Here is a 22,512-nt window from a genome sequence, read left to right on the forward strand (position 1 = left end):
TTCTCAAATAACGGTAATTGTGGTTACAAGTTTTTCATTTGTAACTTTTCTATTTCATTTGTAACTTTTCTATTTCATTGGTATCCAGCCACCCCTGCATCTCCACCAATGCATTGGAACCATAACTCTCCAGACCGATTTTTCTGCTTTGTTTTACAAAATTAATCCACAGCAAAGGATCCTTATTGAATTGACTCGCTTCCTGAAGCAATTCATATTTTTTTAAATCGTCTTTCTCCTTTTCTACAGCCTTCAATACCAAGGGTGTAAAATAGGCATTTCTTGTGGGGGAAAGGTTGGGTTTAACCCATTTATTCACTTTTTCGCTTCCTGTCACCGCTGAAGCATCTGTTTTTCCTGTCCATACCTGAGCCAGTTCATCCAGTTCCGCCTCCGTCCATTTTGCTGAAGGCGCGGTCGAAATTTGTTTTTTGATCAGATCCAATTCGGTTTCCGACAGCCAATGTGCCTTGTGAATCAAAATGAAAAAGGCCAAATCCGCCTTCAAGGCTTTGTCCGTAATGGAGGTAAGGTATGCCATGAATTTTTCAGGCATCTGTCTGTGGAGATTTGAGATGCCGGTATAAAATCGGGTCATATCATTTTCCCGAAGATTGCCCTGATCGTCCCAGGCCATCCATTCAGGGAAATCAATTCGCAAACTTTGATGAATGGCTTTTGCTTCATCTGGTTTTCCTCCAAAATAAAGAATAGAAAGATGAAAAGGCTTGAATTTAAGAAAGCCCATTTCTCGACCAACCAAAAGATCGATCGCCGCTTTTTCAAAATCCAATTGACCAATAAGAATTCCAGCTGCTAGAGAATGGAAATATCCCCCAGAACTCGGGTATGCATGGGCGATTCCATTTAAGTACTTGAGGGTTTCATTGATGTATTGATCCTGGTAGGTCCGGACCACCCTTGTTTCTCGATAATGCAATTCGTCGATACTCCGTTGTTCAAGTCCGATCATAGAATCCAAAAGGGCAAGATCTAGGTCCAAATTATCGGCCACATGGTTGCTCCATAGATTGCGCAGTAACGAAGAACGGATCGCGAATTCGGAGGGTAGATCCCTCATGTCCATTTCGAAAGGATCAATATTTCCCAATCTGTTGGCAGTGGCCAATCTATTGATCTGAAGGATAAGATCAGACTTCCCTTCCATGGGAATGTTTTCCAAAAAGCCATGCTTTGTTTTCAAGCCAATCTCGTTTGCCAGGGAAACGGGGTTTTTGGAAGAGACCAAATTTATGGTTTCAAGGGCTTCTTTTGGTCTATTCAACTTGGAATACAACAAGGAAAGATTGTTGCTTAAATGAGGGTTTCCCGGAAAATATTCCAATCCTTTTTCAAGATAAAACTGTGCCTCGAAAACCTTCTCCGCCTCATGCAGTTTGGAACTCAAAAGGAGAATGTTAGGAACATTCGGAGCATTGTCAAAGCTTTCAATCAAGTGTTCCATCGCCGCTGTAGGCTGGTTGAGCCGGTAGCGAAGATGTGTAGCCGCATTTTTCGCTTTGTCGTTTTTTCGGTATTGGAGCCATGAGTTTTCATAGAGAATACTCGCTTCCAAAGGTCTGTCGGTTTGGTAATAATAATCGGCAGACAAGTTGGTAGAGGCAGTGCTCAACTGTACCCCAATCACTCCCTCTCCGTAGATGGTTAGGATGACCAGGGTCATTGCGGCACCGATTCTCATGTGGAAATAGGCGAAAAACTGTGGCTTGAAAAGCACCTTTTCCAAGGCCCCTCCTTTGTTCATCAGGTTCGAAAAATTGGTGAATAAATAAGCGAAAAAGAGTAAGCTCAAAGCGATTTGACCATACAAAAAAACATTGTTGAAGAATTCGGATAAAGGTTGGTTTTCCGTGAAATCAGCTTTCCACCAAGTCCAAACAGTAATGGCAAAACCCAACCAATAAAAAGATATTCCGATCAAGGGATTTTCAAAGGGTTGCGGGACCTGATCAATTTTCAACCGCAAAACAAAATAGCCCATGATGCCACAAATAAGCATAAGGAACATGGGCGGAATTGTCGGGAAAGGCAGGTTGATTTCACCTGAAATTTTCAAAAGGGTGAAAATCAAAAGCAGAAAATACAGGATAAAAATAACAGTGATGTGCCAGGAAATCTTCAGTCCTACACCCTTGTTCAACCGGGCAAGAAAAATATAGACACCAGAAATAAAGGCATGCCCGATGTGAAGCATAAACAAAACAGCGATTACTGTCGCTGGCAAAGTGAGGCTCTCTGAAATCAAGGTCAAAGGTTTTGAAACTTCACTTGCTTGAATAAGGAGGAACATCGTGCCGCTAGACAAAGTGGCGATCAGCAGGAATTTAAAAAGTATCTGCCAGTGTGAAAAGAAAAATTGAATCAATACGATTGGAACTATCGTTCCCAGCAGCAAAGCAATCAAGGCATAATTACTGGCGATCCCACCAATATTCAACCCATTGACGCCACTGAAAGCCAGTAAAAACATGATGGATGCGGTACCTCCGATGAAGTACATTTTCCTCAAGGTACTGACCAAAGTTAGACCCAGCATGAACAAGAACCAAAATACCAATCCAAAACCCAAAGTCACCCATGGGAAAAATATGGGAGGGAGGGATTCAAAGTTTTGAAATACCAGGGCATTATCGATTTCTATTGGGAGTATTTCTCCTCCCAAATTGATGAAATCCAGGGGGATGGTTATGGATTCCACGAAAAGTCCAGGTTCGATTGGCATCACTGCCTGGTCCCAAAAGAAAAAAGTAAACAATAAGAAAAAGCCTCCCAATGCCGTCAGGAGTATTGGGAGACTTTTCAAAAGGAATTCATTGGTTTTTTTCAGGGATAGCCAATCCATTATTCCATCACCTTAGGTACTCGGAAATAATCGGAATCCCGCTGCGGCGCATTTTTCAGCCCTTGCTCATGTGTAAGGTGATTGGCCACAGCATCTTCTCTAAGGACATTTACCTCTGAGGACATGGTTGTAATCGGTTCTACGCCTTGAGTATCGACTTCATTCAATTGCTCTACCCAATCCAGGATTTGGGACATATCCTGAGTCATTTTTTCTGCTCCTGCCTCATCAAATTCCAATCGGGCCAAGTGCGCAATTTTTTTCAAGGTATTGACATCTATTTTCATAGGGTATTTAAACTTTGGTTATCGGGGGACAAAACGGTGTTGTCTTCCCATAATTGTTGTTGAATAATTTCGAAACAGGTTTCTCTCAATGACGCTACATCTTTTGATGTTTTCCCTTCGGTCAAAATTGGTTTGTGAAAAACCATTTTAGCGGATCTTAAATTGAAAAGAAATCTGCCATCGTCTGGCAAAATTAAATGATTAAACGATAAAGTTACTGGAATGATGGGGATTTGTTTGTCGATGGCCAATGAAAATGCTCCATCTTTGAATCTGTTCATATGGGGAGGATTGGTGGTGGTGATTCCACCTTCCGGAAAAATCACCAAGCTGCTCCCTTGATCGATGGATTTTTTAGCCCGCACCAAAACTTCCCCTCTACTTCTAGGGCTGGTTCTATTGACTGCGATGTGCAATTTCCTGAAATAATAGCCGAAAAGCGGGATTTTCCGAATGGAACTTTTGCCGATAAAAACCACATCTCCTGGAACCAGTCCCATCATGGCTATGTCCAGGTAAGAAAAATGATTGGCCACAAACACATAGTTTTTATCCTTTTCGATATGCTTTTTTCCTTCCAGTTCAACACGCATAAAAATTAGAACAAAGAATGTTTTGGCCCATATCCTGTTGATTTTGCGTCCAAATTTCTTGAGTCCGGGGACCCAAATGAAAATGAGTAAAAGTGGAAAGACTAGAAGAAAACCAATGCAAAAAACCAAAAAAACATAAAGAGTATAAATTCTTCGGGTCAAAATCATGCCTTCCTATCCTTTTTCATTTGAAGTGAGATCACCAATAATTTGTTTGCGCTGCCGAAATTGAACAATTTTCATTTTTTGGCAAAGTGTAAACTTAATGATTTTGCATGGATTTTAGATGGCCTGATTGTTATTTGAAAAGATCAAGGCATTGCTTTATCCCATATGGGAATTTTGAATCTCGGTTTTGGGGGATGCATTCCTTGTAAAAAAAAACTCCGGATGGTCCACTAGGGGCGATCCGGAGTTTGTAAGTGAAAGAGATCAAAGGTTATTTAAAGGTGTAGTCCACATTTGGCAATTGGGACAATACAGGTGACGGAAGGTCCAAAGCTTTGGCCCTCCCGTCAATTTTCGGGGATACGGGTCCTTTTTCCTTAAGATATTGCTCGATAATATCATGGACCGTAAAGTCCAAGACTTTGGGGTTTTTTACATTTGGCATGCGGCAGATTACATCCATGGGTTCCCCTGTTCTCAGACAAGCCGCTAATGTATACTCTTTCTTCAAGTCAAGCGGCTTGCCACCCACGGAAATGGATACCACCCTGTTTCCTTTGGGTGCGTTTGCATTGAAGGTAAGTTCCATTCCGGAAAATCTCACCAGCCAGCCACCGAATCTTTCTAGAGGATTTTCTGCAAACACATTGTTCAACTCTTTTTCCATCCAATCTTTGATTTGTTGTCCGGAAGCGACGCCTGTTTTTGCTTTTTCGTTTACCGGTATCATATTCCAGACATCTCCATAAGTGATTGCCGCTTTTCCGGTTTCGTCCGGGACAATTGGGGTGCTAAACCTAAACCCATTCGAAATGGCGATATCTGCTCCAGTTTTCCATCTGACGGCGTCAGTGATCATGTTATCCATTGCATTTTCCACTACCAAATATCTGAATAATGCGGTGTTGGTATGTCCGATTACCCTATTGATAGTGGCATTATAGGGCGCAAGTTGTTCTTGAACAATTTTATCCAAGTCTGGATCTGCCGGATATACTTTCGGATCCACATCAATCAATTCATAGGACTGACCTACAATTTTTCCGTCTTTGACTTCAAGATCAAGTCGACCCACAAAAGAGGCAAATGCACCTGGCTCTACCACTTGGGCATACTTTCTTTTCAAAGGAACTCTTATCCGCTCATGGGTGTCATTGCCCAAAATAAAATCAACTCCCTTTACAATCTCCTGATCCGCAAGATGGACCTGTTTTGAAATCCCGATATGGGTGACCAAAAACAGGATATCCACTCCTTTTTCTTCCTTCATTTCCTTGATCATGGCTTGAAGATTGTCTTCAATGCTCTTAAACGTGAGCCCTTCGCTGAAGCTTGGGTTTTGTCGGATAGGAATTTCCGGATCGTTGTAAGACAAGAAACCAAGTTTTACACCCTTCACTTCCTTGATGATATAAGGTTTGAAAAGCATCTCTCCCGTCGCATCCTCATACATGTTGGCTGCGATGAGCGGCTTGTTGTAGGCTTTTAAGACTGCCTGCATTTGCGTGTTGCCATAGACGACTTCCCAATTCCCCGGTATCAGGAAATCATATTCCATGGCGGCTACAATCGGTCCAAATGCTTCACCTTTGGAGAGTGCCGCGATGGCACTTCCCTGGATCATGTCTCCTCCATCCAAAATGATGGTTCCTTCTGGATTTTCTGCCTTGATTTGCTTGAAAATTGTTTGGATATTGGCGATACCGCCTCTTACCTTAAAGACGAATTCGTCATTTTCAATGAAGAATTCCTGATGGGGCAACAACTGCCCATGAATATCTGCGGTCTGTAAAATCGTGATTTTTTCCACTTCTTGGTCTGAGTTTGATTGGTTTTCCCCAGATTGGCAGGAGCCAAGAAAGCCAATCGATAGGAGTATAAGAGGGAGTAAAATATATTTAGGCGAAAATTTCAACTTTGATTTCATCATGTTTTTTGAAGTTTGATTGATTATAATTCCAATGTGGTATACCCAATGCGCTTTAATTCGAAGATGTAAGTAAGTCCATTTGGGACCACTTCAAGGCCTTCCATTAGGCTTTCCGGCGCAACCTTAAACTGTTTTAGGGACATGCCACAAATGCGGTATTTGATTCCTGCTTCTGCGCCCTTAGCGATCACTTCCGAAAATTCGCTACCCATTACGAAAGCCTCAACGGATTTCCCACAGGCCATAATGACAAATTCTCCTCTCTGGAATTTGCTTTCTGCAGACAATGTTTCTCCGGTATCCACGGCAGCCACCACATGGTTGGGCTGACTGATCAATACAGCATAGTTCTTACTGGTGTGTTCGGGATCCTGCGCCTCAATTGTCTGAGCCATCGAGACAAAGGTGTGGAAAAAGAAGAATGCAGCAAAAGCCATTATTCCGACAGTGCTTTTTATGTTTTTCATATATCTTTTCTTTTAAGTGAATTTTTCATTTGAGTTTTATTGTGGATTAACTGATCCAATCCATAAGAAACAGCACCGTTCATGATGAAGAAAATCAAGACACCCATCAAGGCGATGTTCTTGAAAAGAGGTCCATTGGTTCCCGCATCTGAAACTTGGATGGTAAGGGTAATGGGGATCAAAATCAGTAAAAGAACAAGCGAGGAGATTTTGGTTTTGAAGCCAATCAAAAACAATATCCCTCCCAAAAGCAGACCTATACCTGATAATAGAATCAGTGTTTCTACCGGAGCCATCCATGTTGCCAAATAGCCCAATTCAGCTTGTTCCAACTTTTTTGCGGCTTGTTCACCATGGATAAGATGGTTGAGTCCTGCCATGATAAATATCAGGCTACTCATTCCACGCAATATTAAATAAGAAAGCTTTTCCATCAATTTATGATTCTTTAAAGAATTAAACCCTTATCATGCGTTATCTTTTTTCCAGCCTGAAATTGCTCAACAATCAGTCGTTATTTTCAATTTTTGACTTCACCCTATTGGTAAAATGCGTCAATCTTCAAATACTCTGATTTCTGTACAGTTTCAACCCTATCTGTCAAACTATTGCATGTTTCGGGTGAATAGAAAAGGAAGACAATCCTGATTTTCGGTTCGTTGGACCAATCAAAAGGAAGCTTTCCTCAATCATCATTAAATCAATAAAAATCTTGGAGGTTTGGAATCCGGTTCCTGATACAGGGAATTGTGGAGGTTTGACAGGCTCCTTGGTCTTTGGGATTCCAAGGTCAAGGGAGTATCGTAATTAATTTTCCAAATTGCCCCCAAGAAAAAACTAGTTGAAGGACATTCGGAAGTGAAATCCGATTTATTATTTTTGGATGTATCTGCAGGGTATTGAAGACATTTGTTTGGGCATTTTTGTTTTTGAGGGTTTGATGAACAAGTTTTTTTAACCTCCGTCTTTTGGTTGGAGGAGACAAAATCATATTTCAGGTCCGTGCTTGGGTTGGAGTAAATGAACAACAATGCTCCAAATATTGTCAATAAATTTTTCAACAGCATGCTGAGCGGATTTGTTAAGTTTGATTTTAATTGAACACAAATTCTTCGATAACAAATATAAAGCGCTCAAAAAGCAGGTTCAGTGTATTTTATCACACAAGGAATTTCGCTCTTCAAAAAGCCGACTCGATCAGCTTGCGTAAAATGGGTTTTAACCTAAAATATGTATTAGGTAGGCTAAAGGGGTTGAAATTTACCGATTGGGGAAGTTAAAAATTGCAGACAAAAACTAATTGTATAGAAATTGTATGCTAAAATTGAAATGGTAATGCAGAACACGGGTTTCATCCGCTAAAAAAGGCAGGGCAGAACAAAAAACTTGATTTTGAAAATTCCAGGAAAAATAGAGCTGATTGGAGCGAAAGACCCCAATCAGCCCTATTGACTTTAAATTTTTTTCACTTTTATAGAAGTCCCCTCAGTACTGATGACTTTGATTTTTTCACCCTTGTCAATGAATTCACCCCTCGAATAAGCATCGTAAACTTCATCCTCAATCATGACTCTGCCACTCGGCATCAATCGGGTATGTGTGACACCTTCCTTACCCAATAGGTCATCCGCATAAAATGTAGAGGTGTATCCTTCCGAGCTTTTTTGGGTAGTTGAAAGAGCAATGGTACTAAATGCCTTCCATTGATTGATTTTGGGGGCCAAAAAGAAAATGAGTGAAACAGCAACGATAGCAGCCAAAATCACAGTCAACAAGGCAACAAAAAGATCTCCTGAGGGAACGAAGGTGAAATCAAAAGCATCATTTGGAATCATTCCCAAAGTCAGGCCTGTAAGAATGCCAATAATCCCAAGTATTCCGAATATCCCAAAGCCAGGTATGACGAAGATTTCCACCATAAGTAAAATTACACCGGCTATAAAGACGGCGATTTCCCAATTTTGCGCCAAGCCGGTCAAGTAATAGGGGATAAAATACAAGATAATGGCGACCAATGAGGCAGCCAATGGAAATCCAACCCCGGGAGTTTGAATTTCAAAATAGATTCCGGCAAAAATTATCAGGATCAGAAAACCGCTAACTGCTGGGTTCAAGAAAAAGGAAATCACTGTTTCCACCCCTGAAGTTTGATAGGCAATCAGCTCGTAGTCCTCAATGCCCTGTTTTTTAACAATCTCATCGATGGAGTTCACCTGACCTTCACTAAATCCATTTGCAATGGCTTCCGACACAGAAAATGTGACCACCGAACCTGCTTTCGTAATTCCTTCCACTTCGAGTTTTTCATCCACCATTGCTTCCGCGATTTTGGGATCACGTCCCTTGGCTTCAGCGGTGCTTCTCATCATGGACCTCATGTAAGATTGATATTTGTCCGGTGCAGCTTCCCCACCACCGCCCATCACCACAGTGGCTGCTCCGATACTGGCTCCAGGAGCCATATAAATGCTGTCGCATGCAATCGAAATCAGTGCCCCAGCGGATGCGGCATCTTTGTTGATAAAGACGTGTATGGGGGTGTTTGTTTCCAAAATCATGGTTCGGATATCATCGGCGTCGTTTACGGCTCCACCGTAAGTATCCATTTCGATGATGATCATGTCGGCACCTTTACTTGCCGCATCTTCCAAGGCCAATTTCACCTTTCTGTTCATTCTCGGATCTATATCCGCCTTTATTTCAAAAGTATAGACTTTCTTTTTACCAGGGATACTATCGTTTTCTTGAGCAATAGTAGGCATGAAAGACAGTAAAAAAGTTAACAACAACAGAGGGAAAGCAAATTTCATAGTCAAATTTATTTGTGTTAAATATACCAAAATTTAAAATAATCTGGACTAAAATCTAAAACGAGCTGTTTTATTAACGCCTAATCCCACACCAAAAACAAATACATTCGTTAAATGTTGCGGACCTTTGTCAATATTCGGCACATGCATGTCTTTGTCCTTGCAATTGATAAAATAAATCAGAAATTTGTACGAGTATAAATTGTGGAAGTATGAAGAAGTATCTATTGGTAATGTATTTTATGATTTTTGGCTTTTTTGCCCATGGATCCAATTTGGTTTTAAGGGACTCTATAGGCATCGAAAAAATAGGGAATCAATCTTTTATCGTTCATTTGGTAAGTGAGAAAGAAACCTTATTCGGGATTTCAAGAAGATACCAAACCTCTGTAAATGAAATCATTCAAAAAAATGAAGAGCTCAAACAAGGCCTTAAGATTGGCCAAAGAATACTGATTCCTTACATCACCAAAACGGCAATCCCGACAGGTGCAAAGGTTCATAAAGTAACCGCTGGAGAAACATTGTTTTCCATTTCAAAAGTGTACAACATCACAGTGGGAGAAATTATGTCCTGGAACAAACTTCAGGGAAATGACCTGAGTGTTGGCCAAGCATTGATCATCGAAGGAGCAGCACTTGCCAATTCTCCGAGTGAAAAGCCGGAGGTAGGCGCTCAGAAAAACGCAAGGACAGCAAATCCCAACAGAGAAAAATCTTCAGCTGAGCCAAAGAAAGCAGCTGAGAAACCTATTGCCAAGGAAAATAATAAAGTCGCCGAGGTGAGAAACACTTCTTCTTCTGTACCTGCGGCCCCCTCAAACAATGCGGAAACATTGGTACCAGGAGATTGGATTACCCATACGGTTGGTGCGGGAGAAACCCTTTTTGGTGTAGCCACCAAATACAATGCAAAAATGGGCGATCTGATCAATTGGAATGCGTTATCTTCCAATAACCTCGCAGTAGGACAAAAACTAAAAGTAGGAAGGGAAGCCGCAGCACCTTCCACAGTACCCGTGATCAAGGCGACAGTTCCAGTCATCATAAACAATGAGAGAGTGAACGGTACTTTGAGTAGTCCTGAGCCTGCAGAAGCGGAATCCAATACGGCATATAAAAACATGAAGCAGACTGGGTTGGCAGAGGTCATCGAAGGGACAGGAAATCATAAAAAATACCTGGTACTTCATCGGGATGCACCAGTTGGAACGATCATGCGGGTAAGGAATGAAGAGAATGACATCACGATCTTTGCAAGGGTTGTCGGCAAATTACCGGAAACAGGAGACAACAGCAGGTTGGTTATAAAATTGTCGAAAGCAGCATTCGATCAGTTGCGTGCAATCAATTCCAGATTCCCCGTGGAGATTTCGTTCTAATAATTGGATTTACCCGTTTTGTGCAAAAGCAATTCAATTTTGGGCTGAAATCCCATCATATTCATTCAGTTGTTCATGGTATTCGACTTTACAATATCGCGATTTTACATTATTCTCTAAAATAATCAGATATTCTTGCAGTTTCAGCTCCCATTAGGAAACCTAATGCCTAATTCGGGTTTAATCTGGACATTTTTCACTGAAAGATTTACATTTTAACCCATAAAAGACCATTGAGACACAATCCTGTCCCAATGGTCTTTTTTTTGGTCAAGTAGAACTTCTTTTTTTAGTCCATATGAGGGGAGTGGAAGAGGACTCTGTGGTTAAGGACTTGGTTTTTGGAAGTGATATTATCCGTATTTTTTGTGCTGAATTTCCGGAGACAATTTTCGGACACAATCCCAGCTTTGGTATTGAAACCTTTATCGCTTACTTTTGTGTCGGCATTGGTACTTCGCATGAATAAATTTCAATTAATTATCCATCATGTTTTCAGATTTGTCTGGAACATGCTTTTTATCATTTCCTATCCGGTTTTGGCGACTTTTGGGATCCTTTTTGTAGGGGTTACCTATTTTTTTTCTGCATTATCCAAATTGCTGACAAGGTTGAGCCCCAACAGAGAAGAAATTGTTTTGCAAAATTCAGAATGGGAGCCTCTATCAAATTCAAGCGTGCTTTTGGAAGGCAAAATATTCAAGCAAATCATGTTCGGTCCAGCTTGTTACCAAATTAGGAGAACAGATGGAATACCCTCCGTGCTTGAAGACCATTATTTTGGCAAAAAAATAAAGATCATGGAAGAAGGATTTTTATTGGAGAAATGGAATGCGACCGAATCCAAAGATCTTCCAGATTTTGATATTTGCCTTTACGATCCAGACCAAGATAAACTGACTAAATTGACTACCATTAAATCCTTTGATTGGCATCTTTCGCAAAAAGAGGACGACTGGTTGTTGTTAAAGTGGTTTGACGGTACGCAAGGTGGCGAAGTAAAAGTCACGATATAGGATGGATTTAAAAGAGTTTTTGGATCAAAAAGTGTTGCAGTTCAATCAACATGGATTTATTGCATTGGACCCAATTTCCATTCCGCACATGTTCAGCAAAAAACAAGATATCGAGATCGCTGGTTTTTTTGCTGCGGTTTTGGCTTGGGGCCAGCGGAAAACCATCATCAACAAATCCTTGGAATTATTCGAAATGATGGACAATGCACCACATGATTTTATTCTCAATCATTCCGAGGAGGATCTAAAGCCATTTCTGAATTTCAAGCATCGTACCTTTAATGACATTGATACACTATATTTCTTGGCGTTCTTCAAATGGCACTATCAAAAACATGAGAGTTTGGAAAATGCTTTTTTAATCGGTTGGAAGGATGAGCCAAATATAATGGGGCAACTACTTACCAATTTCCATGATTATTTTTTTCAGTTGGAAGACGCGCCTCAACGTACCCGAAAACATATTGCCACACCCAAGAGGAAGTCCGCATGCAAGCGGATCAATATGTTTTTGAGGTGGATGGTGCGCTCGGATGACAAAGGGGTGGATTTTGGTATTTGGAATACCATAAAGCCAAACCAATTGATCTGCCCTTGTGACCTCCATGTGGATAGGGTAGGGCGAAAGCTCGGCTTGATTACCCGAAAACAGACTGATTGGCAAACTGCCGTAGAATTGACGGATAAGCTTAGGGGATTTGATCCAGAAGATCCCGTAAAGTATGATTTTGCCTTATTCGGACTGGGAGTCGAAGAGAAGTTTTAGAGAATCATTTTTTGTTACCCAAGCCTAGTGCTTGACCAAGGAAGCGCTCTTCTTTGGCAAAATGGTTTTCGAAAATCCGCTTAACATGGATCATGTTCGGAGAGGAAAAATTTGTCCCATCCCAAGTCACCCAAGACGTTTTCCATGATTCCCATGATTTTTTCAATCAAAAAAATCGACAATGGGATTCCAGTTTGGGAATCCCATTGTCCATAATCTTTATAATACAGGATCAATCCTGTTTCCAGATGGATGGATTTTGTCTCCATTTTTCCAGAGAAGTCAAGGTGCCGTTGTCAATGTAACCATCAGCAACTGCTTGGGGCAGCATGGCCGCATAATCGCTCAAACAAACCAATGAAACTCCAGCTTCCTCAAAGTTCTTTTCCGCCAATTCAAAGCCATAGGTGAAAATAGCGACCATTCCCAATACTTCAAATCCCGCAGCTTTCAAGTCAGCCACTGCTTTTAGGGAGCTTCCACCGGTGGAAATCAAATCTTCCACCACAACCACTTTCTGACCAGGAGTTACTTTTCCTTCGATCATGTTTTCCATACCATGCCCCTTGGCTTTGGAACGGACATATATAAAGGGAATGTCCAAAACATCAGCCAAGAGTGCTCCCTGAGGGATTCCAGCCGTAGCAACTCCTGCGATTGCCTCTACCTCTGGGAAATGTAAGCGGATGGCTTTGGCAAGGTTGTCTTTGATGAAGTTACGAACATCAGGAAAGGAAAGCGAAAGTCTGTTGTCGCAATAGATGGGTGATTTCCAGCCTGAGGCCCAGGTAAATGGTTTCTCTGGTTGAAGACGAATGGCTTGAATTTCGAGTAGTTTGGCTGCTACCTCGGAAGCGATGGTTGAATCGAATAATTTCATGGTCCAAAAATAATGGATAAAAAATAAGGGGCTGTTGTGCAGGCTGAAAATTTTTATGCAATTTTGACAGATATTCAGTTTTATCCAGATTGAGAATTACCCCTAGCCATGAAGATTTTTATCAATGACAAACCGGTAGACATCCTTTTACCAAAGGATTTGCCAGAGGAGAAAACCTTTGAATGCATTTATGACAATCCCCAAGATTTTCCCGCAACTGCAGATTTCCATGATGACGTATTGATCATTGAGCCCTCTAAAGATGTGATCATCAAGTTGCTTTACTTATTGCGAAACAGAAAATTGAAAAACTTGGATTCGGTCACCTTGGTGTGTGCCAAGAAAAATGAAGTTACAGCATTTATAAAAAGTAGGTTTACCATTATCAAAGCTGCTGGTGGGATCGTAACGAAAGGACAAAAGGCACTTTTTATTTTTAGATTGGGAAAATGGGATTTGCCAAAGGGGAAATTCGAGAAGGGGGAATCACCTTTGGACTGTGCATTAAGGGAAGTGGAAGAGGAATGCAATATCAAGGTCAAGTTGGGGCCGGAGATTTGTAAAACATGGCATACTTATACCCAAGACAGGAAAAGCATTTTGAAAAAGACCTATTGGTATGCGATGGAGAACATCAATGATGTAGGCATGAAACCCCAAAAAGAAGAAGGTATCGATGATATTCGTTGGATGACGCACCATGAAGCAAAGGTTGCTTTGGTCAATTCCTATCCATCTATGCGGTATTTGTACAAGCGTTTTTTAAGAATGGAACAGACCCTTCACAATTGATAAGGTAAATACTCCTCAATTTTCCCCCCATATTTGTGAACTTCGCGAATGATAGTGGAGCTGATTGCTGAAAACTCAGGAGAGGTAATCAAAAACACGGTTTCCAAATCCGGGTTTAGATTTCGGTTCATTTGGCTGATTGTGTTTTCGTATTCGAAATCGGTAGTGTTTCTCAGGCCTCTAACCAAAAAAACCGCATCATGTTTTTTTGCAAAAGTAGAGGTCAATTCGTTATAGATGAGTACCTGTACTTGTGGCATTTTTTGGTAAATACTTTTGATTTTATCTACCATCAACTCTATCTCAAAATATCTGTTTTTTTTGGCAGAATTATAGCCAATCCCGATGATGACCTCATCAAAAATGTTGAGACTTCGCATGACAATATCATGGTGCCCTTTGGTAAAAGGATCGAATGTACCAGGAAATATGGCTGTTTTTTTCATGAAAAGGCGATGGATTTATTTGAATTCATACAAGGATTCAAAGAGCATTGACTCTTTGAAAAGTAGTGTGCCTTCGTGATAGCTTTGATTGAGACTTGGAGTGGGAAGTTTGAAATTCCAAAAATATTGCTCTCCCCAACTGCTGGAGATCCCAAAATCCTGCGTTTCTCCAAAGATCGAAACTCTGTAGTGCCTGGCATTGAAGGAAAGTTGATGGGCAACACCTGAAATGTAATCCAGTAGGATTTCTTTGTTATCGACTTCAAATCGATTGAAAAGTGTAAGTTCTTGATTGGTGAATGCTGACAAATAGCAAAACCCATCATAGATTACTACTAATATTTCCTGATCTATATAATCGGTTTTTCCCTTTAGGCTAAAGGACAAGAATGAACAGGCACCATGGTGGAAGGAGATTTTATGCTTGTTTTCGGAAATCAAATCAAACAATTCCTGGTTTAGGCTTCCAACTAGTTGGAGCTTGGAACTTTCGAAACTTGAATGGAATGTTTGTTGGTTTTCTTGAGCTTCCCCAGAAAACAAAAGGTAGGCTGAATCTAATGACGGATCATATAAGACCCCCGGTACCAGACTGAATGAGTCATTGTGGACATATACCTGAGTAGGGACATCCATTTTGAAAAGGAAATCCGATTTGATTGCATCTTTCAAGCTGCCCGTTTCCGGAAACCCAACTTGGTGAATTGCGGAAATTTTATCGTTTCTATCCCGACCCATCAGTACATATTGATGGGTAAATAAGAAAAGCGATAGATTTGACACCTCTTGGATGTCAAATCTATCGCTATATACCTTATTTTGGATATTTTCTTTTTGAACTCTCAAGATTATTCCCAGTTACCTGCTGTAGAAGAATCCGTTCTGGATCCAACTCTCAAGGCTTTTTCTTTGTTGTTCGCCCTTCTCTTAGGATTGATTGGATCTGGATCCCTTATTTCGAATACACCGATCTGTCTTTGGCTTCTTTCTATTTTGTCTGCAAAGAACTCAAACTGCTTTCCACCGGATCCAGGTACGATGTGAAGGTTTTGGAGGTTGAAGTTCGGATATTTCCTTTCGTTGAACAAAGAGTCCATTACGTTTACTGAACCTAAAGTGTCAATTTTTACAGTGATTTCCTCTTTGCCATACTCCAACAAGGTTGTTGATTCTTTTCTTTGAATCAACCAAATTTTTCCTTCTTCAATGAATTTTTCTAGGTCCTTCCAATTTCCTGCATATTCACCGTGGGTTGCTTGGTACGCAATTTGTGCATCTCTAAGCATTTGGAGTTTTTCAATGATTCTAGCTTCCGTAAGCGCAATTGTTTTTTCATTTTCAACCACATCATCTACACTCATGTAGAGTTTATAGCCTAGGAAGAGGGCAATTGCAAGAAAGACAATTGATAAAATTCTGGGTAAAGTCATAATTGGATAAATTTAAACTTCAAGATTAGATTGATGGTTGATTAATGTGTTGTTATTAAGATGCTATGTTAAAGAATTATTTTCAAAATTAAAATATCCTTTCCACATTCCTATCTCTTTCAAGGATTTTATTCCCCAAAAAAGCTGATGTTTCTCCTCTTTTTTTATGACTGCCAAATTTTCGATGTTGAGAAAGCCTATTTCAGTGATCAACTGCCGGTCAAGGGCCAGTTCAGGATCGGTGCCCATTTGTAAATGCCCCCCGATCTCTTTTACCTCAAAATACAATTCTACGGCATGAAGTGGCTTTTTTAAATATTCATAGGTAAATAAGAAATTTGAGACCTCTACTTCCAAACCTGTTTCTTCCAAAAACTCACGTTTCAGGTTTTCAGTGGCAGAACTTCCATACTTCATTCCACCTCCAGGGACATTCCACAGGAATTTCTCTTTTCCCATCATGTGTTTGATCATCAGTATTTTATTGTCACGAATCAAAACCCCATTCACCCGGGTCCGAAGTCTTCCTCCAAATTTCTCTTCTATTTCTTTCTCCAAGTTTATCATAATACTCTTAGATTCGCATTCGATGGATGGTAAAGATAATCAAGAGGCAATAAAAGCCTCTCTTCTGATCAAAAGAAATTTCCCACATGTCCCAACCCAGGGACAGGAATTGTTTTTCTCCAAGATGGATGGGTTCCTCACGGCAAAGGTTAGGGATTCTTATGTTTTCGTTCTCCGGGGGTATGCTGGAACAGGAAAGACATCCGTCATTTCAGCCTTGGTCCGGTCGTTGCCTGCTTTAAGGTTAAAATCAGTACTCTTGGCTCCAACAGGACGCGCCGCCAAGGTCATGAGCAATTACAGTGGGAAGTCTGGTTTCACGATCCATAAAATCATTTACCGTCCCAACAGCGAAGCTGGTGAAGTCGGCCTAAGGTTTGAATTGCAAAAGAATTATTACAAAGACACCATCTTTATTGTGGATGAGTCTTCCATGCTCAACGATGATGGTGGGGGAAGCGGAAGCCTATTGCGTGACCTTATCCAGTATGTGTTCCAAGAATCCAGCAATCGCTTATTGCTGGTGGGAGATACCGCCCAACTGCCACCTGTGGGAAGTACCAACAGTCCAGGTTTGGACACGAATTACCTGATCAGAAATTTTAGACTTCAGGTTCAGGATACTGAATTGACCGAAGTCATGAGACAGCAATTGAGTTCGGGCATCCTATACAATGCCACCCAACTCAGGGGCGAAATCACGAAGGACAAGCCCCGGATTATTTTCACAACCAAAGGTTTTAGGGATTTTTTCAAAATGACTGGAGAAAGGCTTGAGGAAGGTTTGCGGTATGCTTATGAAAAATTTGGTACTGAAAACACAATTGTGATCACCCGTTCCAATAAATCCGCCGTACAATACAATAGGTATATCCGTCAGATGATTCATTTCTTTGAAGATGAGATCAATGCTGGTGATCTTTTGATGATTGTGAAGAACAATTATACCTATATGGCTGATTCCGAAAAAGTTAATTTTCTTGCCAATGGGGATTTTGCAGAGGTGGTGAAAATCCGATCCTTCGAAGAAGTATATGGCCTTAGATTTGCTACATTGGAATTAAGATTGATTGATTACCCCGAAGAACCGTTCTTTGAAGCCAAAGTGATTTTGGATACACTGTATAGTTCCACACCGGCCTTGTCTCCAGAGGAATACAAATCCCTTTATCGACAAGTTGCCGAAGATTATGCAGACGTTGCCAATAAGTCAGAAAGAATGGCGCTGATAAAAAAAGATCCATATCTTTCAGCCTTACAAGTCAAATTTGCGTATGCATTGACTTGTCATAAATCCCAAGGAGGACAATGGAGTGGCATTTTCGTGGATCAAGGATATCTTACTGAAGAACAAGTAGACAAGGAATATCTACGTTGGCTTTACACTGCGGTGACAAGAGCAACCAAGGAGCTTTTCCTGGTGAATTTTCACCAAAGGTTTTACTCAAATGAAGAAAATAACGAATTAAATTAAACAAATCTATAGTATGAAAAAGCTAGCTTTATTTATGGTGATGGCCTTGGTGGTTTTTGCCGCACAAGCCCAAGAACAACAAACTGGTCCAGTTTTGACCCTTAAAGAAAAATCCATTGATTTTGGAGATCTTACACAGGGAGACAAGGTGGAACATACATTCGTTTTCCAAAACACAGGTACTGCACCTTTGATCATTTCCAATGTGGCTGTTACTTGCGGGTGTACTGCAACTCAGTGGCCAAAGGAACCAATCGCTCCTGGAAAATCCTCTGAGTTGAAGATCAGCTTCAATTCCGCTGGTAAAATGGGAAAACAAAACAGTGTGGTCAGGATTTATTCCAACGCCTCAGAACCAATCGAAAAAGTGTCATTGATTTCGAATGTTCTTCCCAAAGGAAAATAAAAATTTTCTCCCAATAATTTAAACTCCCACAAAGGCCAATAGGTCTTCGTGGGAGTTTTTTTTATTACCTAAATTCCATGGAGGCCAATATCGTTGCAGTCAACTTTTTCGACCATCTCTCATAAACCAATTTGCTGGGATGTAGATTGTCGGAAACCACCATTTCAGGCAAAGCCCCGATTTGGCGGTATTCTTGGGTGATCTCTATAAAATGCACCTTTAATTCTTCTGCTATTTCTTCTTTGGCAGTGTTGTATGCGTCGATTTCACGTCCGACTTTGTCCTGATCGGTACTTCTCGTTTTGGCAAAAGGGGTGATACCCCAATCCGGTATTGAAATCACTGCCACTCGGTTGGGATCGCCTTTGGCAAAAGCAATTGCATCCAAAAGCAAGCTCCTGAATTCTTCCTTATAATTCTCAACCGGTCTTCCCCTGTATTGATTGTTGACTCCAATCAACAAAGTCACCATGTCATAGGTGTTTCCTTGGATATTTGCAGCCTCTATTCCTTTCGCCAATTCATCTGTGGTCCAACCTGTTTTGGCAATGATCATGGGTTTGGAAAAAAAGATGGCTTCTTTTGCCAACAGGGATCTTGTAATATTTGGATATCGACCCGATTCTTCGACACCTTCTCCTATAGTATAGGAATCTCCAAGTGCGAGATAAGTATATTCTTGATTTTCCATTGATTTGGTGCCTTTTTGATCGGTACTAGTAGGCTGCAAGCTGACGCAGGCCATTTGAAGTGAAAATATAGAACCCACAATCAGGATTCTGAATAAGGGTTTTTTCATGAATTATTCAATTTTATTTTTGAAAAATCGTTTTTTGTAAGGTGAAAATCCCCCTGTCCGCATCCATCTCTACTTCAGCACCCACCGGAATGATGAATTGCTTGGGCAAATGTCCGATCATGGCGCCTTTGTAAGCTGGAATTCCCAAAGGGAGAATGTAATCATCCAAGATATCATCCAATGTCAACGAACCATATCCGCCTGACGGGTTGCAATCCGAACATTGACCGAAAATAAAGCCCTTGATCTTATTCAGGGTTCCGTTTAATTTAAGTGTGCTAAACATGCGGTCCAGTTTGTAAGGCTCCTCACCGACATCTTCCAAAAACAGGATGGAATTCTTGAAATCCGGAAGGTAGGGGGTGCCGGACAATGCCGTCAAAACAGTGAGGTTTCCACCAAGAATTTTGCCGCTGACTTTACCGGAAGTGATGGTTTGTATTCGGTTTTGTTTGATGACCAGGTCGTCTCCCTTGATTTGCTCGTTTTCGAATAGGATTTGTTCTTGCTTGAAAAACATATCCTCAAACTGTTTTACATTAAAGCTGTTCCAACTTCCCGAGCCGTTGGGCCCATGAAAGGTGATCAAACCTGTTTTGGCATGGATGGCATTGTGCAGGGCGGTAATGTCGGAATATCCAATGAGTGGTTTAGGGTTTTTTTTGATCAAAGAAAAATCGATCAGGGGAAGTATCCTTGCAGCCCCAGAACCACCTCTGATGCATATGATGGCCTTTACTTCCTTGTCCGAAAACATCCCGTTTAGGTCTGCGGCTCTTTCATTATCAGTCCCGGCGAGATGACCTCTTCGGTTTTTTAAATTATCCCCCAATTTCACATGAAGTCCCAATGCTTCCAATGCTTCCTGGGCAAATTGAAACTGAATCCTTTCGGCGGTAGCAGCGGAAGGGCTGATCAATCCTACGGTATCCCCTTTTTGAAATGCTTTCGGCAAAAGGGTTTTTGCATTGGGCTCGTTGGTGTTTTCACCCATGAAGGAAACCAAGGGAAGGCTTCCTAATCCCAATCCGAGTGTCTTGAGGAAAATTCTTTTGTCCATATTTCAATTAAAAGGAATCTCTGACATAAACCAATACTTTCTCCATTTCTCGACGGATTTCACTGGCCTTATTCAAATAATTATTGTTCATGAAAGCAAATGCATAAAATTTATTTCGGCTCGTTCGAATGATCCCCACCATGCTGTGGTTGTTGCTGATGGTTCCGGTTTTTGCAAACACATAAGGTCGAGGGGCTTTGTAATTGTTTTTTAGCGTACCACTGATTCCGCCTTGCGAAAGCAGCTGCATCAATTGATTTCTGGGAAGGAGATCTTCAATCTTTACCATTAAGTCAACCATGCTTCTCGGCGTGGCCAGATTGTGTCGGGAAAGTCCTGAGCCATCCACCCACTGTGGACGATCTGGTAAATCCATGAGGTAGGTTTTTAGGATGTAATCGATCGCCCGCTCGGTGTTCATTTGACCCAAAATCTGATCTGAGACCATCATGAGCAATTGCTCTGCAATAAAATTATCGCTTTCCTGGAGCATTTCGGACCATAATGGCCGAATGTTTCCGCCCCTGAATACTTTGTGTCCCTGGGGCAGAACATCTTTTACCAGTTGAATGGGTTTTTGCAAGGTTGCACTGGCCAATTCCACGAATACTTCCGGAGAGGTGATGAATGGAACAGCTGCCTTTTTAGGGATGTATAATTTCGGATTGTAATAAAATGCATTTGAACGGAAATCCCTTTCTATTCCTTTCATTTCCTTATCCGTCACGGAAAGGGAGTTTTTGAAAAGAGTAGGGGATACCCGGGGGATGTTATTTGAATGGCTGATGGTGACCAGATTTCCAAAGATGGGAAATGGAGATCTTTCGGAAGAGTAAGCATAATAATAATCGTCCCATTGCCAGCCATATCCGAAAGCAGTTGAATTCCAGTTTTGATCGGAAAAGTTAATCTTTTTGTATGGAGCCAAAAACTCCTTGATTTTTGGTTGGGGAAGTATGTCATACCCCCAAGAAGGATCACCGGTCCCCCAAATGGTGATTTCATCCCCATTGGCAACATATCGGAAGGTATTGATGCTGTCACCTAAGGTGACGAGGCTCGCATAAAAGGTCAGCAACTTGATAGTGGAAGCCGGGATGAAATTGATATGGCTGTTTTTTTCAAACATCACCCATTGGCTGTCAAGATCATAAAGCATAAATCCCGTCAAGTGGTTTTCGAAGAAAGAAGTCTCCCCCAAAAGTTCATCAAGGCCTTGGTACCTTTTTTTGATTGCCTCCTCCTGCCCAAAGGCGAACTGGAAAGTCAACAGGAATAATAAGGAAATGAATGATTTACTTGGCATCCTCGATCATTTTTTGGGATTTTTAAAAGACCAAAACAACAGGGTCCAGCCCAAAATGAATGCGACTCCACCTAAAGGAGTGATCGCTCCTAAGATATTTATTCCCGTCAGGGCAAGGATATACAGAGAACCTGAGAAGATGATGATGCCAACGAAAAAAAGCCAAATGGATTTTTTTAAGAGCGTTTTTTCGGGGAATATTTCGAAAAGAATGGCGGTGCCGAAAATCGCAAAGACATGATAAAAATGATAATTGACGGCAGTTTCAAAAGTGTCTTGTTTGCCTGTACTTTCGAGAATGGACGAAAGGCCGTGTGCACCAAATGCGCCGATTGCAACGGCCAATGCCCCCAAAATAGCTGCCAGGCGGATGTATTTTCCTTTTTTCATTTCAATGATTGTTCCTCTGACCAAAAATAGCGCTTCCTATCCTAACCATGGTGCTCCCTTCTTCTTGTGCTATTCGATAATCGCCACTCATACCCATCGATATTTCTTTCAGGTCGAAATTTGAAGGCAAATCCATTTGATTCAGCTCCTCCATCAATGTTTTCAACCCTCTGAATTCCTTCCTGATGACAGACTCATTTTCGGTGAATGTGGCCATTCCCATCAATCCAATTATCTTTACGTTTTCGAGTTGGTGAATCTCCGGGCTACCCAGCATATCTTCCAGTTCTGCTTTGTCAAAACCGAACTTACTTTCTTCCTTGGCGATATGAATCTGCAGAAGGCAGGAGATGGTTCTGTCTGCTTTTATTGCTTGTTTGTTGATTTCCTTCAAAAGTTTGAAAGAATCCACTCCATGGATCAAGTAGATAAAAGGAGCAATGTTTTTGACTTTGTTGGATTGAAGGTGTCCGATCATGTGCCAGCGGATGTCAGAGGGCAATTGGGCGTGTTTTTCCAGGATTTCCTGGACTTTATTTTCCCCAAAATCCCTGATGCCGGCATCATAGGCTTCTTGTAAAAGTGGGACAGGTTTGGTTTTGCTAACGGCCACCAGGAGACAATCCGGGTGAACAAAATCTTTTTTAATGCCAATAAGATTTTCTTTAATACTCATTCCT

At 41.1% G+C, this 22,512-nt stretch carries 24 protein-coding genes; 6 read left to right on the top strand and 18 right to left on the bottom strand.

What is annotated here, in order from left to right; genetic code table 11:
• Positions 1–49: 49 nt before the first annotated feature.
• From Q7J63_RS11860 to Q7J63_RS11890, 7 genes are all read right to left on the bottom strand, one after another.
• A complete protein-coding gene (locus tag Q7J63_RS11860; protein WP_304886349.1) occupies positions 50–2,863 on the bottom strand; it encodes a M48 family metallopeptidase in 2,814 nt (937 codons plus the stop codon).
• Entirely contained in the window at positions 2,863–3,150 is a 288-nt protein-coding gene (gene gatC, locus Q7J63_RS11865; RefSeq protein WP_019597209.1) for an Asp-tRNA(Asn)/Glu-tRNA(Gln) amidotransferase subunit GatC, read from the bottom strand. Before gatC ends, Q7J63_RS11860 begins: the two co-directional genes overlap by 1 nt.
• On the bottom strand, positions 3,147–3,743 hold the full coding sequence (locus tag Q7J63_RS11870) for a lysophospholipid acyltransferase family protein (protein ID WP_370691897.1): 597 nt from the start codon (positions 3,741–3,743) through the stop codon (positions 3,147–3,149). Before Q7J63_RS11870 ends, gatC begins: the two co-directional genes overlap by 4 nt.
• Positions 3,744–4,182: 439 nt before the next feature.
• The gene (locus tag Q7J63_RS11875; protein ID WP_304886354.1) at positions 4,183–5,841 is read right to left on the bottom strand and encodes a bifunctional UDP-sugar hydrolase/5'-nucleotidase; all 1,659 of its coding nucleotides are present in this window, start codon (positions 5,839–5,841) and stop codon (positions 4,183–4,185) included.
• Positions 5,842–5,861: 20 nt separating this feature from the next.
• Complete coding sequence (locus Q7J63_RS11880; protein WP_304886356.1) at positions 5,862–6,308, bottom strand: hypothetical protein; 447 nt, start codon at positions 6,306–6,308, stop codon at positions 5,862–5,864.
• Positions 6,305–6,709 carry a DoxX family membrane protein gene (locus tag Q7J63_RS11885; protein ID WP_304886358.1) on the bottom strand — a complete coding sequence of 135 codons (405 nt, stop codon included), beginning with the start codon at positions 6,707–6,709 and terminating at the stop codon, positions 6,305–6,307. The genes Q7J63_RS11880 and Q7J63_RS11885 overlap by 4 nt, the downstream gene beginning before the upstream one ends.
• Positions 6,710–7,762: 1,053 nt before the next feature.
• Complete coding sequence (locus tag Q7J63_RS11890; RefSeq protein WP_019597203.1) at positions 7,763–9,118, bottom strand: nodulation protein NfeD; 1,356 nt, start codon at positions 9,116–9,118, stop codon at positions 7,763–7,765.
• A gap of 212 nt (positions 9,119–9,330) precedes the next feature.
• Here Q7J63_RS11890 and Q7J63_RS11895 point away from each other — a divergent pair, with 212 nt between their 5' ends.
• The 3 genes from Q7J63_RS11895 to Q7J63_RS11905 all read left to right on the top strand — a co-directional run bounded on the left by Q7J63_RS11895 (position 9,331) and on the right by Q7J63_RS11905 (position 12,282).
• A complete protein-coding gene (locus tag Q7J63_RS11895; RefSeq protein WP_304886360.1) occupies positions 9,331–10,500 on the top strand; it encodes a LysM peptidoglycan-binding domain-containing protein in 1,170 nt (389 codons plus the stop codon).
• 461 nt (positions 10,501–10,961) lie between these two features.
• Positions 10,962–11,516: a hypothetical protein gene (locus tag Q7J63_RS11900; RefSeq protein ID WP_019597200.1), complete on the top strand. Its 555-nt coding sequence runs from the start codon at positions 10,962–10,964 to the stop codon at positions 11,514–11,516.
• A 1-nt stretch (position 11,517) separates the two neighbouring features.
• Positions 11,518–12,282 (top strand): TIGR02757 family protein, encoded by a 765-nt coding sequence (locus Q7J63_RS11905; RefSeq protein ID WP_304886364.1) that lies wholly within the window; start codon positions 11,518–11,520, stop codon positions 12,280–12,282.
• Positions 12,283–12,362: 80 nt separating this feature from the next.
• Here the strand turns inward: Q7J63_RS11905 and Q7J63_RS11910 are convergent, their stop codons facing one another.
• Entirely contained in the window at positions 12,363–12,551 is a 189-nt protein-coding gene (locus Q7J63_RS11910) for a hypothetical protein (RefSeq protein ID WP_019597197.1), read from the bottom strand.
• On the bottom strand, positions 12,515–13,162 hold the full coding sequence (gene pyrE / locus Q7J63_RS11915; protein WP_019597196.1) for an orotate phosphoribosyltransferase: 648 nt from the start codon (positions 13,160–13,162) through the stop codon (positions 12,515–12,517). Before pyrE ends, Q7J63_RS11910 begins: the two co-directional genes overlap by 37 nt.
• Positions 13,163–13,270: 108 nt before the next feature.
• On the opposite strand from pyrE, the gene Q7J63_RS11920 reads away from it, so the two are divergent.
• On the top strand, positions 13,271–13,954 hold the full coding sequence (locus tag Q7J63_RS11920; protein WP_019597195.1) for an NUDIX hydrolase: 684 nt from the start codon (positions 13,271–13,273) through the stop codon (positions 13,952–13,954).
• Here Q7J63_RS11920 and coaD read toward each other — a convergent pair.
• From coaD to Q7J63_RS11940, 4 genes are all read right to left on the bottom strand, one after another.
• Complete coding sequence (gene coaD, locus Q7J63_RS11925) at positions 13,945–14,400, bottom strand: pantetheine-phosphate adenylyltransferase (RefSeq protein ID WP_019597194.1); 456 nt, start codon at positions 14,398–14,400, stop codon at positions 13,945–13,947. The two genes, Q7J63_RS11920 and coaD, sit on opposite strands and share 10 nt — an antisense overlap.
• A 15-nt stretch (positions 14,401–14,415) precedes the next feature.
• Positions 14,416–15,246 (bottom strand): DUF3822 family protein, encoded by an 831-nt coding sequence (locus Q7J63_RS11930; RefSeq protein WP_304886368.1) that lies wholly within the window; start codon positions 15,244–15,246, stop codon positions 14,416–14,418.
• A gap of 2 nt (positions 15,247–15,248) precedes the next feature.
• Positions 15,249–15,830: a hypothetical protein gene (locus tag Q7J63_RS11935; RefSeq protein ID WP_026333551.1), complete on the bottom strand. Its 582-nt coding sequence runs from the start codon at positions 15,828–15,830 to the stop codon at positions 15,249–15,251.
• Positions 15,831–15,893: 63 nt separating this feature from the next.
• The gene (locus tag Q7J63_RS11940; protein ID WP_019597191.1) at positions 15,894–16,397 is read right to left on the bottom strand and encodes an NUDIX domain-containing protein; all 504 of its coding nucleotides are present in this window, start codon (positions 16,395–16,397) and stop codon (positions 15,894–15,896) included.
• 22 nt (positions 16,398–16,419) lie between these two features.
• Between Q7J63_RS11940 and Q7J63_RS11945 the strand changes: the two genes are divergently transcribed.
• Complete coding sequence (locus Q7J63_RS11945) at positions 16,420–17,871, top strand: ATP-dependent RecD-like DNA helicase (protein ID WP_304886371.1); 1,452 nt, start codon at positions 16,420–16,422, stop codon at positions 17,869–17,871.
• A gap of 13 nt (positions 17,872–17,884) precedes the next feature.
• On the top strand, positions 17,885–18,277 hold the full coding sequence (locus Q7J63_RS11950) for a DUF1573 domain-containing protein (RefSeq protein WP_304886373.1): 393 nt from the start codon (positions 17,885–17,887) through the stop codon (positions 18,275–18,277).
• A 64-nt stretch (positions 18,278–18,341) separates the two neighbouring features.
• Here the strand turns inward: Q7J63_RS11950 and Q7J63_RS11955 are convergent, their stop codons facing one another.
• From Q7J63_RS11955 to Q7J63_RS11975, 5 genes are read right to left on the bottom strand one after another with little or no spacing between them, the layout of a single operon-like run.
• Entirely contained in the window at positions 18,342–19,076 is a 735-nt protein-coding gene (locus Q7J63_RS11955; protein ID WP_019597188.1) for an SGNH/GDSL hydrolase family protein, read from the bottom strand.
• Between the two features lie 13 nt (positions 19,077–19,089).
• Positions 19,090–20,136 carry an LD-carboxypeptidase gene (locus Q7J63_RS11960; RefSeq protein ID WP_304886375.1) on the bottom strand — a complete coding sequence of 349 codons (1,047 nt, stop codon included), beginning with the start codon at positions 20,134–20,136 and terminating at the stop codon, positions 19,090–19,092.
• Positions 20,137–20,143: 7 nt separating this feature from the next.
• On the bottom strand, positions 20,144–21,442 hold the full coding sequence (locus Q7J63_RS11965) for a D-alanyl-D-alanine carboxypeptidase (protein WP_304886377.1): 1,299 nt from the start codon (positions 21,440–21,442) through the stop codon (positions 20,144–20,146).
• A gap of 6 nt (positions 21,443–21,448) precedes the next feature.
• Positions 21,449–21,832, bottom strand: coding sequence for a DUF423 domain-containing protein (locus Q7J63_RS11970; RefSeq protein ID WP_304886379.1), 384 nt, complete (start codon positions 21,830–21,832; stop codon positions 21,449–21,451).
• Between the two features lies 1 nt (position 21,833).
• Entirely contained in the window at positions 21,834–22,508 is a 675-nt protein-coding gene (locus Q7J63_RS11975) for a YggS family pyridoxal phosphate-dependent enzyme (RefSeq protein ID WP_019597184.1), read from the bottom strand.
• Between the last annotated feature and the right edge of the window lie 4 nt (positions 22,509–22,512).

Origin of the sequence: Rhodonellum sp., from assembly GCF_030656585.1 — a bacterium.
Classification (GTDB): Bacteria; Bacteroidota; Bacteroidia; order Cytophagales; family Cyclobacteriaceae; genus Rhodonellum; species Rhodonellum psychrophilum.